This window comes from Noviherbaspirillum phoenicis (assembly GCF_047237965.1).
Taxonomy (GTDB): Bacteria; Pseudomonadota; Gammaproteobacteria; order Burkholderiales; family Burkholderiaceae_D; genus Noviherbaspirillum_A.
This window is the reverse complement of record NZ_JBDFLX010000005.1, coordinates 458,778-473,943: the sequence shown is the minus strand read 5'-3', so window position 1 is coordinate 473,943 and position 15,166 is coordinate 458,778. Positions and strand designations below refer to the sequence as shown.

Sequence of the window (15,166 nt, the reverse complement as noted above, 5' to 3'; positions counted from 1 at the left end):
TGAGCATGTCTTCCAGCGCCCGCTGGGCCTGGGCCGCCGCCTCGTCCCGGGCCTGGACATTGCCGACGATCTTCAGGTTGGCGTTGCTGGTGCGTATGCCCGACACCACCAGGAGCGTGAGCACCACCAGCATGATCAGGCCGACCAGCAGGGTGGCGCCCTGCTGCCGGCGCGCGGTGTCGGGTCGGGTTGACGGCGCCATCATTCCCTCCGGCTGCTCGGGTTCACCACGCGCGCCAGGGCGGTATAGACATGGCGCTTGTAGGCATCGGAAAACGGGCCGACCGAACCGGCCACGCCCATGCTGTAGGTCTTGGCGTCGACCTTGCCGGCGCTGGCTTCGCTGGAACGGGCCAGCAGGTTGACCTGCACCGCCATCACATTGGGCCAGTCGGCCACCGCCGGCGCGGTCGCGTAGGTGTCGCCCGGCACGGCGCTGGTGGCGCTTGCCACGCCATAGTCCAGCTGCATGTTCTGGATGCCGTCGACCAGCGCTGTCTCGGTGGCGACCACCACGCCGCCCGACACGCCCAGGTCCAGCCGCTTCAAAGTGGGCACCGGACGGCCATTGTCGGCGCCGGCGGTGCAGGCGGTGGCGCCGGCCGCATAGAACATTGCACGGGCTGATGTAGAAGATGCGGGCGACGTAGCGGCGCAGCTCGGCCGGCGTGGTGTTGTTCTTCTGGACCAGGGTGTAGACCGTGGGCGTGGCCGGCGTGGGGTCGGGGCCGACGCCGGTCTTCAGGGCATCCGGCGTCGTCTGCAGGTAGATTTGTCCCGCCTGGGCGGTGGCCACCGTGGCCGGCGAATTGGTCGCTTCGGCGCGGCGCACCACCAGGATGTCGGTGCCGGCCACGAAATTGGCGGCGGGCAGGCAGTTGGCCAGCTCGGTCGGCACCGTGGCCGGCGCGTTATAGCCCTGCAGCGGCATGGCCAGCGACGATTGCAGCAGCGTCAGGGTGGCGGCATTGGCGGCGCTGTTGCAGGGCAGCGCGGGCAATGCCGACAGCGCCGTCATCGCGCCGGAGAACTGGCCGAAGTAGCCGGCATGCTGGATCTCCTCCTGCAGCAGGGTCAGTGCATAGCGTCCGTTCTCGATCTGCCGGGCCGACTTCTCCAGTTCGCCGCGGGCGCCGCTTTGCGCCGCGATCAGCGAGCTGATGCCGGCCAGCAGCAGCAGGCCGATCACGATGGAGACCATCAGTTCCACCAGCGACAGGCCGTGCTGCCGCCGGCGGGCCAGGGGAAGGCGGGTCTCGGTGAAGGTGGCGGTCATGGCGGCGTGCATTTAATTGAGGTTGGCGATCTTCAGCGATGCGCTGACCACGCGCCGCTTGGCTTCGCTGCCGTACAGGCCGGCGCCGCAGTTGAGGCTGGCCGCCGGCGCGGCGCTGTCGGCCAGGCCCTGCCAGGCCACGCTGACCAGGTAGACGCCGGTGGCGGCGGTATAGGTGACGCAGCCGCGGGCGCCGATCATGGCGCCTACCAGGTTGCCGCTGCTGGTTTCGGCCGCGCCCTTGAGCAGGTTGTCCCAGGCGGCAAGATCGCTGTTGGCGGTGGTATAGGCCTGCACCGTGCCCAGCGAGCAGGCTGGCAGCGTCGACGATCCAGTGCCAATGTAGGGCGTGCCGGCGGCGGCGTCGGTAATGGCATAGCAGCCGGCGGCGGTGCGGTTGGCATTGATGCGGCCCACCATGTCCTGCAGCAGCACCAGCGCCTGGCCGCGTTGGTAGGACTCCATCTCGCCGCGCTGGCTGTGTGCCATCAGCTTGACCAGGCCGAGCAGGCCGGTCAGCAGGATGAACATCGTGACCAGCACCTCGATCATGCCGAAGCCGCGTTGGAGGCGCGAGCCGCGCGGCGCGCTCATGAACAGGCTCCGCTGCGGCTGGCCGGCAACCCGCCGAGGCTGACGGTGATGCAGCGGCTGGCCGTGGCGGCAGCGCCGCTGGCGCTCAGGGAAAACGAGGCGGTGCTGGTGCCCGGGCGGCCGTTGCCGCGATAGACCAGGCTGTCGGCCGCCGCGGTGACGGCGAGGCCGGGAAATGCCTCGTGGCTGCTGACCACGGTGGCGCCGACGGTCATGGTCCAGCCGTTCTGCCAGCCGCCGGTGGCGGCGCTGACGGTGACATCGGCATTGCGCTTCAGGGCCTCGCTGCGCGCGTGGTACAAGACGGCGGTGAGGTCGAAGGCCGCGGTCTTGATGCGCTGGGCCGAGACGAAACTGCGATAGGAAGGCAGCGCCACCGCCGCCAGGATGCCGGCGATCACGATGGTGATCATCAGCTCGATCAGCGTGAAGCCGCCGTCCGCACGGCGCGGCGCGGGCTTGCACTGGCCGGGGAAGATGGCAGCCGTCATGGTTGCGCCTACCAGCAGTCCGCCACCGAGCCGGTGCCGCTCTTGCCCTTGACGCCGGCCTGGGTGTAGGTCAGCGTGCCGCACTTGCCGTCCTGGCTCAGTTGGCTGCCGATGGGGGTGGCGGTGACGACATGGGTCGGCGGGGTCTGCGCATTGTCGGCGGTCACGGCCACGGTGTAATAGGAAGCGACCTCGGTTGGCGTGCTCACGCCAAGCGCGGTATTGCTGTCGGCATAGCGCCGGGCGTCGAGCAGGTACTGCTCCTGCCGGCTCGCCAGCTCCAGCATGAAGCTCTCGGCGGCGGCGCGGCGCGCCTTGACAGTGTGCTGCATATAGGACGGATAGGCGACGGCGGCAAGGATGCCGGCGATCACCATGGCAATCAGCAGCTCGATCAGCGTAAAGCCCGCGTGCGGCATGCGGGCGCGGTGGGCTGGTCGGCGGCGAGGGAGCTGGGCCATGATAAATGTTTCTCTACGTCATTGTTTATTTGCGGAAATATACACCAGATAAAGGCCAAGCGCGCAATAGTTGCGTACTCTTCAACGAGAAATAGGGGGGAAGTGTCGGAAAGCGGTGAATGGCGAGGCGCAGGCAGTCCGGGGTTTGCCTGGCTTGCGTGATGTCGCCATGGGCACGATCGGCTGGGTGGAGGGGCCGGAGGGCGTGGCACCGCGATCGGCGAGGAAGGGGACGTGATCGAGGGTTTCGGGATAGGCGGATGGTGCGATGACGGTTTGGGTGGAGGTTGCGCGGTGCGCGGGCTGCAGTTGCCGTTGCAGGCACGCGTAGCGACAGTTGCCGTTGCCGTTGCAGTTGCAGTTGCAGTTGCAGTTGCAGTTGCCGTTGCCGTTGCCGTTGAAGTTGCAGTTGCAGTTGCAGTTGCAGTTGCCGTGAAGTCCCGTTGAGCGCGCCGTGTCAGCGGTACCCGGAGCGGAAAAAGGTGCGGCGTCTGTCTGAGCCAAGCTTTGCTTGGCGAGTTTAGCCGCGCCCCGCTCCGGGTACCGCTGGCACGGGAACCACCGCGCAGCGGGGGCGCGATCATCGGGTCGCCTTTTTTGGTTACTTTTTTGGCGAAGCAAAAAAGTGACCCGGCCGCCGGGACGGATTCCCGGCTTGTCTCCACGGCAGTGCAATCGCGTTGCGTCACCCGGCAACGCCCGGGCAGCACTGTCGATATTGAAGTTGACGTTCTAATTGAAACTTCAAACTTCAAACTTCAAACTTCGAACTTCAAAAGCAACTGCTGCTTCGCAGTGACGTCTTTACGGCGGGTGAAACAACACGATCACACTACCGTCATGACCAGGCCGGGTGTTCGCCCCGGCGGGCGAGTCACTTTTTTGCTTCGCCAAAAAAGTAACCAAAAAAGGCGACCCCGACTGTGCCGCCCCGCTGCGCGGGGTTCCCGTGCCGTCGATGCCCGGAGCGGGGCGCGGCTAAACTCGCCAAGCAAAGCTTGGCTCAAACAGACGCCGCACCTTTTCCCGCTCCGGGCACCGCCGACACGGCGGTACACAGACGGGGACCCCAACGTCAAATGCAACGACAACTGCAACTGCAACTGCCACTGCAAAGGCAAAGGCAAAGGCAACTGCAACCGCAACCGCAACTGTCGCTGCGCGTACTTCAAAGGCAACAGCCCCATAAAGACAACCTCTATCGCCAGCACCTCCGCCACAACAAAAAAACAGCGCTTCACGATTCATGGCCGAAGGCACGAAAACCATCGCCCGGACAGATCAGCCATCCGCCATGGCGGCAAGGTATTCCAGCATCCGCAGCGCCGCCGGCTGCAGCAATGCCTCGTCGCGCAGGCAGACCGCGAAGCGCCGGCTGGCCCAGTTGTCCGTCAGCGGCACCAGCGTCACATTGGCGAACGCGGCATAGACCGAGCCGACCTGCATCGGGATCACGCTTACGCCCAGACCCGCCGCCACGGCGCGAAAGGCGGCATCGAAATTGGACACGATCACGCGGTAATCGAGGTTGCCGCCAGCCTGGGCCGCGGCGCGCTGCAGCATCCGGTGCACCGCGGAATTGGCCTGCAGGCCCACGTGCTCCAGGTCCAGGGTCTCGCACAGGGCGATGCTGCCGCGCCCGGCCAGCGGGTGGCCAGCCTGCACCGCCAGGGCCAGCTGGTCGCGGCGGTAAGGGCGCCGCTGCAGGCCTTCGAAGTCGGCGGTATCCCACAACACGCCGAGCGCGGCGCGGCCGTCGCGCACCGCCAGCACGATATCGCGCGACAGCGCCTCCTCGATGTCCACCTTGACGTTGCGGTTGGATTCCTCGCGCATGAAAGCGGCGACATCGTCCAGCAGCGCTTCGGCAATCGCCGAGGCGCTGGCCACCAGCCGCACATGGCCGCGCACGCCGCCGCTGAAGGCGGCAATGTCGCTCTCCATGCGCTCCATTGTGAAGAGCACGGTGCGCGCATGCTCCAGCAGCGCCACGCCGGCCGGCGTGGGCTGTACGCCGCGGCGGCTGCGCACCAGGAGCGGCGTGCCGAGCGTGGCTTCGAGCTGGGCGATGCGCTTGCTGATGGCCGACGGCTCGATATGCTCCTGGACGGCGGCGCGCTTGATGTTCTGCAGGTCGCACACCGCCACCAGCAGGCGCAGCGTCTTGATGTCGATATCGCGCATGGCGGTCTCCAGTATCCCGGCTGAGATTCCAGAATGGAATCTGAAGGCTGGCAATATACCACTTGTGATCCGGATGCGAATCTCTAGAATCCAGTCATCCGGAGGCCGCGCCATGCGGCCCCTCCCAGCCAAGGACAACCCCATGAGCCAGTTACCCCAGCGCGTCGCCGTGCGCGAAGTCGGCCTGCGCGACGGCCTGCAGAGCATTGCCGTCGTCCTGCCCACCGAACGCAAGATCGAATGGATACGCCGCGAATACGAGGCCGGCGTGCGTGAAATCGAGGTCGGCTCCTTCGTGCCGGCGCGGCTGCTGCCGCAGCTGGCCGACACCGCCGAGCTGCTGGCCTATGCCCGCACCCTGCCCGGCCTGTCGGCCTCGGTGCTGGTGCCCAACTACAAGGGCGCAGAGCGCGCCATCGAAGGCGGCGCCGACCTGATGATCGTGCCGCTGTCGGCCAGCCATGCGCACAGCCTGGCCAACCTGCGCAAGACACCGGACGAAGTGGTGGCCGAAGTGGCGAAGATCCGCGCCGCACGCGACGCCGCCGGCGCAAAGACCCTCATCGAGGGCGGCGTCGGCACTGCCTTCGGCTGCACGCTGCAGGGCGAGGTCAGGGTCGAGGAAGTGCTGCGCCTGATGCAGGCCCTGTTGGACGCCGGCGCCGACCGCGTCAGCCTGGCCGACACCGTCGGCTATGCCGACCCGCGCATGGTGCGCGAGCTGTTCGGCAAGGCGGTGGAAATCGCCGGCGAGCGCCTCTGGTGCGGCCATTTCCACGACACCCGCGGCATGGCGCTGGCCAATGTGTATGCCGCGCTGGAAGCCGGCGTGAACCGCTTCGACGCCTCGCTGGCCGGCATCGGCGGCTGCCCCCATGCGCCGGGCGCGTCCGGCAACGCCGCCACCGAAGACCTGGCCTACATGCTGGCCAGCATGCGGCTGGACACCGGCATCGACCTGCCCGCGCTGCTGGCGCTGCGCGCCGACGTGGCCGGCTGGCTGGAAGGCCAGTCGCTGCACGGCACGCTGTGGCGCGCCGGCCTGCCGCAGACATTCGACACCCACCAGGCCGCACGCGCGGCATAAGGACAAGGAAGCAAGCAATGAACGACACCAATACCGCCGCCGCCCTGCCCCTGGCCGGGCTGCGCGTGATCGAATTCACTCACATGGTGATGGGGCCGACCTGCGGCATGATCCTGGCCGACCTCGGCGCCGAAGTGATCAAGATCGAGCCGCCGGAAGGCGACAAGACCCGCAAGCTGCCGGGCCTGGGCATCGGCTTCTTCCGCAGCTTCAACCGCAACAAGAAGAGCGTGGTGCTGGACATCGGCCAGCCCGAAGGCCTGGCCGCGGCGGTCGAGCTGATCGGCGGCTGCGACGTGATGCTGGAGAACTTCCGGCCCGGCATGATGGCCTCGCTGGGCCTGGACTACGCCACGCTGTCGGCGAAGTATCCGCACCTGATCTACGTGTCGCACAAGGGCTTCCTGCCCGGCCCGTATGAAAAGCGGCTGGCGCTGGATGAAGTGGTGCAGATGATGGGCGGCCTGTCCTACATGACCGGGCCGGAAGGCCGTCCGCTGCGCGCCGGCACCTCGGTCAACGACATCATGGGCGGCATGTTCGGCGCCATCGGCGTGATGGCGGCGCTGCGCGAGCGCGACCGCACCGGCCGCGGCCAGGAGATCCAGAGCGCGCTGTTCGAGAACTGCGTGTTCCTCGCGTCCCAGCACATGCAGCAGTACTCGATGACGGGCGAAGCGCCGCCGCCGATGCCGTCGCGGGTCTCGGCCTGGAGCGTCTACGACGTGTTCACGCTGGCCGGCGGCGACCAGCTGTTCATCGGCGCCGTCAGCGACAAGCAGTTCCGCACCCTGTGCCAGCTGATGGAGCGCAGCGACCTGCTGGACGTGCCGGAGTATGCGACCAATGCGCAGCGGGTGGCGGTGCGGCCGCAGCTGCTGGCGCAGCTCGGCGAAATCGTCGCCAGCCACCGCATCGATGAACTGTCGGCGAAGCTGGAAGCGGCCGGCCTGCCCTACGCGCCCATCGTGCGCCCGGACCAGCTGCTGCAGGACCCGCACCTGAAGGCCAGCGGCGGCCTGGCGCCGATGCAGACCGACGAAGGCGGCAGCACCGACGTCGTGCTGCTGCCGCTCCTGATGGGCGGCCGCCGCCCCGGCGTGCGCCAGGCCTTGCCCCGGATCGGCGAACACACCGAGGAAGTGCTGGCCACCATCGGCCGCGGCAGCAAGGGCGAAGGGAAATAAGCACATGGCGATATACAGCATCGGCGAGCGCGCGCCGCAGATCGACGGCAACGCCTTCGTGGCCGATGAAGCCACGCTGATCGGCGACGTGCGCCTGGCAGCCGGCGCCAGCGTGTGGCCGGGCGCGACGCTGCGCGGCGACAACGAGCCCATCACGATAGGCGCCGGCAGCAATATCCAGGAAGGCGCGGTGCTGCATGCCGATCCGGGTTTCCCGCTGACGCTGCACGAGCATGTGTCGGTAGGCCACCAGGCCATGCTGCACGGCTGCACCGTGCAGGAAGGCACGCTGGTGGGCATACAGGCGGTGATCCTGAACGGCGCCGTCATCGGCCGCAACTGCCTGGTCGGCGCCGGCGCGCTGGTCACCGAAGGCAAGGTCTTCCCCGACAACAGCCTGATCATCGGCACCCCGGCCAGGGTGGTGCGCGAACTGACGCCCGAAGCCATCGCCGACCTGCGCCGCAATGCGGCCGATTATGCGGAAAAGGGCGCTTACTACCGGAAGGCGTTGAAGCGCATCGGCTAGGAGCTGGCGGCAAACCGGCAAGGGCCGAGCTTGCCCTCCCGTTCAACGTCCAATGGCACTACGCCCTGCGGGTGATGCGCCCACGAATTTCCCATCATCCTCATCATCGCCAGCGGCAAAGCAAGACAGGCATGCGCCTGTGAGCGCGCTCCAAAAAACATGGTGCCGGCTCCTGATGAGCCGGCACCATGCGATGAGGCGAATGCGACGGCAGCCGCACTTCAACCAGGCATTGCCCTGGCCGGGCAATGCGCCTTTCCCCTCACTCCATCGTGGCGCCCGACTCCTTGACGATCTTCGCGTAGCGCGCCACTTCCTGCTGGAAGAACTGCGCGGTGGCCTCGGGCGTCGTGCCGCGCGGCGTCATGCCCTGCTGCGCCATCGCTTCCTGCACTTCCCTGGTCTGCAGCGCACTGCGCACGTCCGCATACAGCTTGTCCACCACCTGCTGCGGCACGCCGGCCGGCGCGATCAGCGCGATCCAGCCTTCCATGTTGTAGTCGGGCAGGCCCTGCTCGGCCAGCGTCGGCACATCGGGCAGGATGGCCGAGCGGGCCTTGGTGGTCACGCCAATGGCGCGCAGCTTGCCGGCCTTGATGTGCTGGGCCACGCCGGTCACGCCCAGCACCGCCAGCTGCACCTGGCCGCCGAGCAGGTCGGTGGTCAGCTGGCCGGTGCCCTTGTAGGGCACATGCCTGATATCCAGGCCGCCGGCTTCGCTCTTGAAGGCTTCCGCCGCCAGATGCAGGATGGTGCCATTGCCCGACGAGCCGTAATTGAGTTCGCCCGGTTTCCTCTTGGCCAGCGCGATCAGTTCCTTCACGTCCTTCGCCGCCACCGAGGGATGCGCCACCAGCACGAACGGCGAGCCGCCGACCACCGAGACCGGCTTGATGTCCTTCAGCGTATCGAACGGCATGGACTTGTAGATGCTGGGATTGACGGCATGGTTGTTCGACACCATGCCGATCACGCTGCCGTCCCTGGCGCCGCGCACGATCTGGCTGGTGCCGGTCACGCCGCCTGCGCCTGGCAGGTTCTCGATCACCACCGGCTGGCCCAGCAGTTTGGCCAGCGGATTGCCTATGGTGCGCGCCAGCGCGTCCACGCTGGAGCCGGGCGCATTGGGCACGATCATCCTGACCGGCCTGCCGTCGGCCAGGGCCGGCAGCGCCGGGAAAACCAGGGAAAGGGCCAGCGCGGCGGCCGTGGCGCGCCGCTTCGGATTGCAAGTGTTCATGTCGTGTCTCCGTGAGGGAATGGACCCCGCTGTTGCGCCTGATGCGGTGCGGCGCACAGCGTGCGGCGCAGGGGTCGGTTTTATCGGTGGAGGCGATTCTTGAACATTCCCCAAAGGCAGGCAAGTGATATCTCGGCAGCCTTCCGGTTCCGGCCCGGAATTCCTGCGCCATGGACAAGCCGGCCGGAACGATGTTAGGGTCCGGGCCATCGTCCATAGACATGACATCGACATTGCTCCCCGTGGAAAACTTTTCTCTCGATGCAAGCGCAAGAAAGATCCTGCGCGCCTTGCAGGAAAACTGCCGGATCTCGGTGGCGGAACTGGCCGGCAAGCTGGGCATGTCCACCACGCCCTGCTGGCGGCGCCAGAAGGAACTGGAGGAACAGGGCTATATCAAGCGCTACGCGGCCATCGTCGACCGGCGCAAGGTGGGACTGGATGTCTGCTGTTATGCCAGCATCTCGCTGGCGCGGCATGCGGAAGGCGTGGTGGCCAACTTCGAGGCGGCGATGAAGATGCGGCCCGAGGTCGTAGACTGCTACGAAACCACCGGCACGTCGGATTACCTGGTCAAGATCGTCGTGGCGGACATGGACGCCTATCACGACTTCCTGCACAACGTGCTGTTCCGGCTTGATGGCGTGGCGCAGGTCAGCACCAGCGTGACGCTGCGCGAGGTCAAGAGCGATACGGCGCTGCCGTTTTGATCGCCCCGAACCCGTCGTGGACAGGACTGGCCTGGGATCCACGGCGGGCTTCAGCGGCGCGCTGCCACGTGGTGGCAGCAGGCGCCGCGTTTGCTGCTTATGCCTTATCGGTTGTTCTGACGGCCCTTGGTTCCACGGTCCGGCCTGGCCGAACGGTTCTCGGAACTCTGCTGTTTATTGAGGCTCCTGGTGGTCATGCCGTTGGGCATGGACTCATCTTCCATTTCAGCGCGGTAGCTGCTGCCATACAGTTCATCGTCCTTGCTTGCAGCCGCAGCCGCCACTTTATAGCCTCGGTGTCCAGCACTATGGGTCATGTCTTTCTCCTTGATGGTTATGCAAAGGTGTAGGCATGCAGAGCAACGGGCGCACCCTTGCGGACACCCGCTGATTCTTCGGTGAAAAACGGCGCAGACCGCCACGCCACGGCAAAGGTGCCTGGTTTGACCCTTAGGGAATCATCAGTTGCAAACGGCTGCTCGGCAGTACGCAGCGAGCTTGATCAGGATCAAAGCCAGGGCGCTTGCGGGCCCTGTCCATTGTAAAAAACCTAACGATAAATGATCTGCAACAAGCTGCTGCTCTGCTTGCGGCTTTCAAAAAAGCCAAGAGTGTGAAGTTGGATACGCCAGCCCGGTCGCGTCATCCTGCATCCGCACGCGCCAGGGCCGAGCGCAGCATGTCCATCAGTGCGGCCGCGACCGGATGCAGCTGGCTGCCCTTGCGCTTGATCAGCCCCATGGTCCGGCTGATGCGCGGACCGTGCAGCGCGATGCTCGCCAGGTCGGGATAGGTGTCTCCGGCGAAGGCCAGGCCGGGCACCGCGGCCACGCCGAGGCCAGCCCTGACCATGGCCATGGCGCCGGCGATGTGGCTGGCCTCGTAGAAAATCGCCGGTCGTTTGGACGCCTTGGCCAGCGCATTGTCGATCAGGGCACGGTTGCCGCTGGTGCCCGCCACGGCGATGAAGCTTTCGCTCGCCAGGTCATCCCAGCTGACGGCGGACCGGGTCGCCAGCCGGTGTCCGCGCGGCACCGCCAGCCGGAACTGCTCGCTGCGTATGCCTTCGAACTCGATATCGGCCTCCTGCGCGCCGGTGAAGCTGACGCCGAAATCGGCAATGCCCGACACCACGCTGTCGAGCACCTGCGCCGCGCCCTCGTCGATCATTTTCACCCTCGCATTCGGATGGGCGGACGAGAAGGCCTTCAGCACCGAAGGCAGCAGGTGTGACGCCACGGTGGGCACGCAAGCCACCGTCACCAGCGCGCCGCGCTGGACCGTGGTTTCCGACACGCTGCGCATGGCCAGTTCCAGCGCTTCCAGCGCCGCCTGCGCATGCGGCAGAAACTGTTCCCCTGCCCTGGTCAGCGAGACGCGGCGCGTGGTGCGTTCCAGCAGCTGGGCGCCAATGGCAGCTTCGAGCCGTTCGATGCGGCGGCTCAACGCCGGCTGCGAAACGAACAGTTCCTCGGCTGCCGCCTTGAAGCTGGACTTCTCGGCGATACGGAGGAAGGCAATGATTTCATCAATCTGGAGAGCGATGCGCATCGTGCATGAATTTATGAGAATTAATCAATTTACTTATCAATGCACATTGTGCATGATGCGCCCTCGTTCCGCCTGCACAACGCATATGCCCTCATGCCGGGCACGGATATTGGCCATCGGCATGTGCAATACGGCTATGGCAGGCAGGCATAACCGCCCACGTCAAATTTTCCAGGCTCATCATGAATCCAAGCAAGCGACTCACCCTTTACGCCGGCCTCCTTGCCGTCGTTGCAGCCATTGGCGCCATGCCGTCCGCGCACGCCGACCAGTGGCCGGGCAAGCAGCCGATCAGGCTGGTGGTGCCCTATGCGGCGGGCGGCTTCGCCGACCTGCGCGCACGCCAGATAGCGATCAGGCTCGGACACGCTCTCGGCGCGAATGTGATCGTCGACAACAAGCCGGGCGCCGGCGGCGTGATCGGCACCGACTTCGTGGCCAAGGCGGCGCCGGACGGCAATACGATAGGCATGGGCAATCTCGCGCCGCTGGCAGTCAATCCGACGCTGATGAAGACCGTGCCCTACAACGTGGCGAAGAGCCTGCAGCCGGTGGTGCTGATCGAGAAGGCGCCGCTGTTCCTGACGACCCAGCCCGATTCGGGCTTTTCCAGCGTGGCCGACGTGATCGCCAAGGCCCGCGCCAATCCCGGCAAGCTGACCTTCGCCTCGTCCGGCGTTGGCGGCGCGCATCACCTGTCGGGCGAGATGTTCAACATGCTGGCCGGCATCCAGCTTACCCATGTTCCCTACAAGGGCGGCGCGCCAGCCACCACCGACCTGCTGGCTGGCCATCTGCCGCTGATGTTCGAAATGGGTTATTCGGCGCTGCCCAACCTGCGCTCGGGCAAACTGAAGGCGCTGGCTGTGAGCAGCAACAAGCGCCTGGCGGTGGCGCCGGACGTGATGACCATGCAGGAAGCCGGCGTCAAGAACTTCGTCTCCTATAACTGGCAGGGCCTGGTCGTGCCCGCAGGCACGCCGGCCGCCATCGTCAGCCGGCTCAACAAGGAGGTCAATGCCATCCTGGCTGCGCCCGACGTGAAGAAAAGCATCGAGGACACCGGCGCCGAAGTGGGCGGCGGCAGCCCGGAAGACTTCGCCAAGCTGATCCAGCAGGAAACCGTGACCTGGGCCAATGTGATCAAGGCCGCCAAGATCGAACCGCAATAAATCCGGGCACCTGCTCGATACGAACGATAACGGGAGACAGACAAATGATCCGTACCATGGTGAAGGGCCTGCGCCAGGCAGTGGCGTTTTCCCTGCTGGCCTCGACGCTGGCGACGGCGCCGGCCCATGCCCAGGCGGCGCAGGAAGTGAAGGTGATGATTTCGGGCGGCTTCAGCGCCGCCTATGACGCGCTGGTGCCGCAGTTCGAAGCCGGCCACGGCTACAAGGTCGTCACCGTGCACGGGCCGTCGATGGGCACGACGCCGCAGGCCATTCCCAACCGCCTGGCGCGCGGCGAAGCGGCGGATGTGGTCATCCTCGCCGACTCGGCCCTGGGCCAGCTGATCGAGCAGAACCGGGTGCTGCCCGCCTCCCGCACCGATCTGGTCCGCTCCGTCATTGCGATGGCCGTCAGGGAAGGCGCGCCAGTGCCGCCGCTGCAGACCAGGGACGATCTGATAAAGGCGGTGCTGAACGCGAAATCCATCGCGGTGTCGGATAGCGCCAGCGGCGTCTACATCTCCAGCCAGATGTACAAGAAGCTGGGCGTGGAAGAGCAGGTCAAGGACAAGAGCCGCATGATCCCCGCCGAGCCGGTGGGCAAGGTGGTGGCGCGCGGCGACGCCGAGATCGGCTTCCAGCAGCTGAGCGAACTGAAGCCGATCAAGGGCATCACCATCGTCGGCCCGATCCCGGCGGAAGCGCAGAAGGTGACAGTATTTTCCGCCGGCATCGTCAAGGGTGCGCAAAACGAGAAAGGCGCGCAGGAGCTGATCCGTTTCCTCGCTTCCGGTGAAGCGCATGCCACCATCCGCGACAGCGGGCTGGAGCCGGCTGCCGCCGGCAAGTAAGTCGTTTTCCCGGGCCGGAGACTAGAGCTTGTTATGGATCTCGGAAGGTGTCTGGGAGCTGTCAGAACTGGCTAGATGCAAGGCGCGGCGACGAGGCAGTAACGAGTTACGGCGAGGAGCCGCAACGCCGCAGATGGCCAGTTATGGCGGCTTCCAGGCACCGTCCTGAGGTTCATAACAGGCTCTAGGCTAGCATTTCAGGCCTATCCCCGCCCCACTACCGGGATCGCCGCGCCATTGATGGCGCGGGCGCCCTCCGATGCCAGAAAGGCGATCACCTCGGCGAGCGCATCGGGGCTGACCCAGCGTCCGGGGTCCGCATCGGGCATGGCGGCGCGATTTTCCGGCGTGTCGATCACGCTGGGCAGTACGCAGTTCACATTGATTCCCTTGTCCTTCAGTTCGGCAGCCATGGCCTCGGTGATGCGGATCACCGCATCCTTGGACGCGCAGTAGGCCGCCATGCCCGCCACGCCCTTGAGCGCGGCATTGGCGGCGACGCTGACGATCCTGCCGCCGCCCGCGGCAATCATGCCCGGCACCACCGCCCGCACCGCATGCACCACGCTTTTCGTGTTGAGGTTAAACAGGAAGTCCCAGTCCTCGTCCGGCGTTTCATGCACCGGCGGCCCCATGCGGAAACCGCCGGCGATATTGCACAGCACGTCGATGCCGCCGAACCGTTCCTGCGCTGCGCTGACCGCGGCATCGACCTGGCCTTGCACAAGCAGGTCGGCTGCCAGCAGCATCTGGCGCTCATTGTCGTCGCCATATAGCTGGCGCAGATGCGCGGCGTCGCGCTCCAGCAATACCAGCCGGGCGCCGCGCCGGGCAAACAGGTGTGCCAGCGCGCGGCCGAGATTGCCTCCCGCGCCTGTCACCAGCACGGTCTGATTACTGTGGTCCATGGGGTCTCCTCGATGAATGATGGGACGGCATGCCGCTGCCGTCACGCGCCTGCGCCGCGCCTGGCGCGATGGTAGGCGCCCGTGCCGCGGACCAGCACGCGGTCGCTGGGCAGCACGGTGCCCGGCTCCAGTTCGGGCTGGCCGCGCACGGCCTCGTACAACGGCGCGAAATCGATCTTCGCCAGGTCCAGCAGCGCGTCGAAGCTGGGAATGACGAAATAGCTTTCCTGGAAGTCGTCGATGCGGTAGCGGGTGCGCATCACCCGCTGCAGGTCGAAGCCGATGCGGTTGGGCGACGGATCATCCACCGCAAACAGCGACTCCGAATGGGAGGAGGCAATGCCTGCGCCGTAGATGCGCAAGCCATCGCCCTGCTGCACCAGTCCGAACTCGACGGTGTACCAGTAAACCCGCGCCAGCTGGTCCAGCACGCCAAGCTTCTGTGCCTTCAGTCCGCCCTCGCCGTAGGCCTGGATGTAATCGGCGATGACCGGGTTCATCAGCATCGGCACGTGGCCGAACACATCATGGAAGATGTCCGGCTCCTGCAGGTAATCGAGCTGGTCGGCGCGGCGTATGAACTGGCCGGCGGGAAAGCGCCGGTTGGCCAGATGCTCGAAGAACACTTCATCCGGCACCAGGCCTGGCACCGCCACCACCTGCCAGCCGGTATGCCGCATCAGCACCTCGCTCAATGCGCGGAAATCCGGAATCTGGTCCGCGCCGATCGGCAGCGCGCGCATGCCGGCGACGAACTCATCGCAGGCCCGCTCGGGCAGCAAGGCGGTCTGCCGCTCGAACAGGGTCTTCCAGACGGCGTGTTCCTGCGCGGTGTAGTGTTCCCAGCCCTGGTCTATCACCCAGTCGGCCCGCTGCGGCTGGGCTGCAACGGCTTGCTCCATCGTTTCCATTGTCATGGTCTCCT

17 protein-coding genes are annotated in these 15,166 nt (G+C 66.1%); 6 read left to right on the top strand and 11 right to left on the bottom strand.

Annotated features, from left to right (window positions below; all coding sequences use genetic code 11):
- Positions 1-201: 201 nt before the first annotated feature.
- The 6 genes from ABC383_RS27635 to ABC383_RS27610 form a co-directional block, all read right to left on the bottom strand.
- The gene (locus ABC383_RS27635; protein WP_413019338.1) at positions 202-615 is read right to left on the bottom strand and encodes a PilW family protein; all 414 of its coding nucleotides are present in this window, start codon (positions 613-615) and stop codon (positions 202-204) included.
- Between the two features lie 673 nt (positions 616-1,288).
- Positions 1,289-1,870, bottom strand: coding sequence for a type IV pilus modification protein PilV (gene pilV / locus ABC383_RS27630; protein ID WP_413019155.1), 582 nt, complete (start codon positions 1,868-1,870; stop codon positions 1,289-1,291).
- Positions 1,867-2,361, bottom strand: a complete 495-nt coding sequence (locus ABC383_RS27625) for a GspH/FimT family pseudopilin (protein WP_413019153.1) — start codon at positions 2,359-2,361, stop codon at positions 1,867-1,869. The genes pilV and ABC383_RS27625 overlap by 4 nt, the downstream gene beginning before the upstream one ends.
- 8 nt (positions 2,362-2,369) lie before the next feature.
- Positions 2,370-2,822, bottom strand: coding sequence for a type IV pilin protein (locus tag ABC383_RS27620; protein WP_413019151.1), 453 nt, complete (start codon positions 2,820-2,822; stop codon positions 2,370-2,372).
- Positions 2,823-2,903: 81 nt separating this feature from the next.
- Entirely contained in the window at positions 2,904-3,326 is a 423-nt protein-coding gene (locus ABC383_RS27615) for a hypothetical protein (RefSeq protein WP_413019150.1), read from the bottom strand.
- A gap of 777 nt (positions 3,327-4,103) precedes the next feature.
- On the bottom strand, positions 4,104-5,006 hold the full coding sequence (locus ABC383_RS27610; protein WP_413019148.1) for a LysR family transcriptional regulator: 903 nt from the start codon (positions 5,004-5,006) through the stop codon (positions 4,104-4,106).
- A gap of 142 nt (positions 5,007-5,148) precedes the next feature.
- On the opposite strand from ABC383_RS27610, the gene ABC383_RS27605 reads away from it, so the two are divergent.
- From ABC383_RS27605 to ABC383_RS27595, 3 genes are read left to right on the top strand one after another with little or no spacing between them, the layout of a single operon-like run.
- Positions 5,149-6,093: a hydroxymethylglutaryl-CoA lyase gene (locus ABC383_RS27605; RefSeq protein WP_413019147.1), complete on the top strand. Its 945-nt coding sequence runs from the start codon at positions 5,149-5,151 to the stop codon at positions 6,091-6,093.
- Between the two features lie 17 nt (positions 6,094-6,110).
- Entirely contained in the window at positions 6,111-7,280 is a 1,170-nt protein-coding gene (locus ABC383_RS27600) for a CaiB/BaiF CoA transferase family protein (RefSeq protein ID WP_413019145.1), read from the top strand.
- A 4-nt stretch (positions 7,281-7,284) separates the two neighbouring features.
- A complete protein-coding gene (locus ABC383_RS27595; protein WP_413019144.1) occupies positions 7,285-7,809 on the top strand; it encodes a gamma carbonic anhydrase family protein in 525 nt (174 codons plus the stop codon).
- Positions 7,810-8,071: 262 nt separating this feature from the next.
- Here ABC383_RS27595 and ABC383_RS27590 read toward each other — a convergent pair whose 3' ends face one another.
- Positions 8,072-9,049, bottom strand: coding sequence for a tripartite tricarboxylate transporter substrate binding protein (locus ABC383_RS27590; RefSeq protein WP_413019143.1), 978 nt, complete (start codon positions 9,047-9,049; stop codon positions 8,072-8,074).
- 242 nt (positions 9,050-9,291) lie between these two features.
- Here ABC383_RS27590 and ABC383_RS27585 point away from each other — a divergent pair, with 242 nt between their 5' ends.
- Entirely contained in the window at positions 9,292-9,759 is a 468-nt protein-coding gene (locus ABC383_RS27585; protein ID WP_413019142.1) for an Lrp/AsnC family transcriptional regulator, read from the top strand.
- Positions 9,760-9,863: 104 nt separating this feature from the next.
- Here ABC383_RS27585 and ABC383_RS27580 read toward each other — a convergent pair whose 3' ends face one another.
- Positions 9,864-10,076 carry a hypothetical protein gene (locus ABC383_RS27580; RefSeq protein ID WP_413019140.1) on the bottom strand — a complete coding sequence of 71 codons (213 nt, stop codon included), beginning with the start codon at positions 10,074-10,076 and terminating at the stop codon, positions 9,864-9,866.
- 325 nt (positions 10,077-10,401) lie between these two features.
- Positions 10,402-11,310 (bottom strand): LysR family transcriptional regulator, encoded by a 909-nt coding sequence (locus tag ABC383_RS27575; RefSeq protein WP_413019138.1) that lies wholly within the window; start codon positions 11,308-11,310, stop codon positions 10,402-10,404.
- Positions 11,311-11,492: 182 nt separating this feature from the next.
- Between ABC383_RS27575 and ABC383_RS27570 the strand changes: the two genes are divergently transcribed.
- Both ABC383_RS27570 and ABC383_RS27565 read left to right on the top strand, forming a co-directional pair.
- Complete coding sequence (locus ABC383_RS27570) at positions 11,493-12,482, top strand: Bug family tripartite tricarboxylate transporter substrate binding protein (RefSeq protein ID WP_413019136.1); 990 nt, start codon at positions 11,493-11,495, stop codon at positions 12,480-12,482.
- A gap of 44 nt (positions 12,483-12,526) precedes the next feature.
- Positions 12,527-13,333: a substrate-binding domain-containing protein gene (locus ABC383_RS27565; RefSeq protein WP_413019134.1), complete on the top strand. Its 807-nt coding sequence runs from the start codon at positions 12,527-12,529 to the stop codon at positions 13,331-13,333.
- Between the two features lie 203 nt (positions 13,334-13,536).
- On the opposite strand, the gene ABC383_RS27560 is transcribed toward ABC383_RS27565, so the two are convergent.
- Positions 13,537-14,241: an SDR family oxidoreductase gene (locus ABC383_RS27560; RefSeq protein WP_413019132.1), complete on the bottom strand. Its 705-nt coding sequence runs from the start codon at positions 14,239-14,241 to the stop codon at positions 13,537-13,539.
- A gap of 41 nt (positions 14,242-14,282) precedes the next feature.
- The gene (gene phhA / locus ABC383_RS27555; RefSeq protein ID WP_413019131.1) at positions 14,283-15,158 is read right to left on the bottom strand and encodes a phenylalanine 4-monooxygenase; all 876 of its coding nucleotides are present in this window, start codon (positions 15,156-15,158) and stop codon (positions 14,283-14,285) included.
- Positions 15,159-15,166 lie beyond the last annotated feature (8 nt).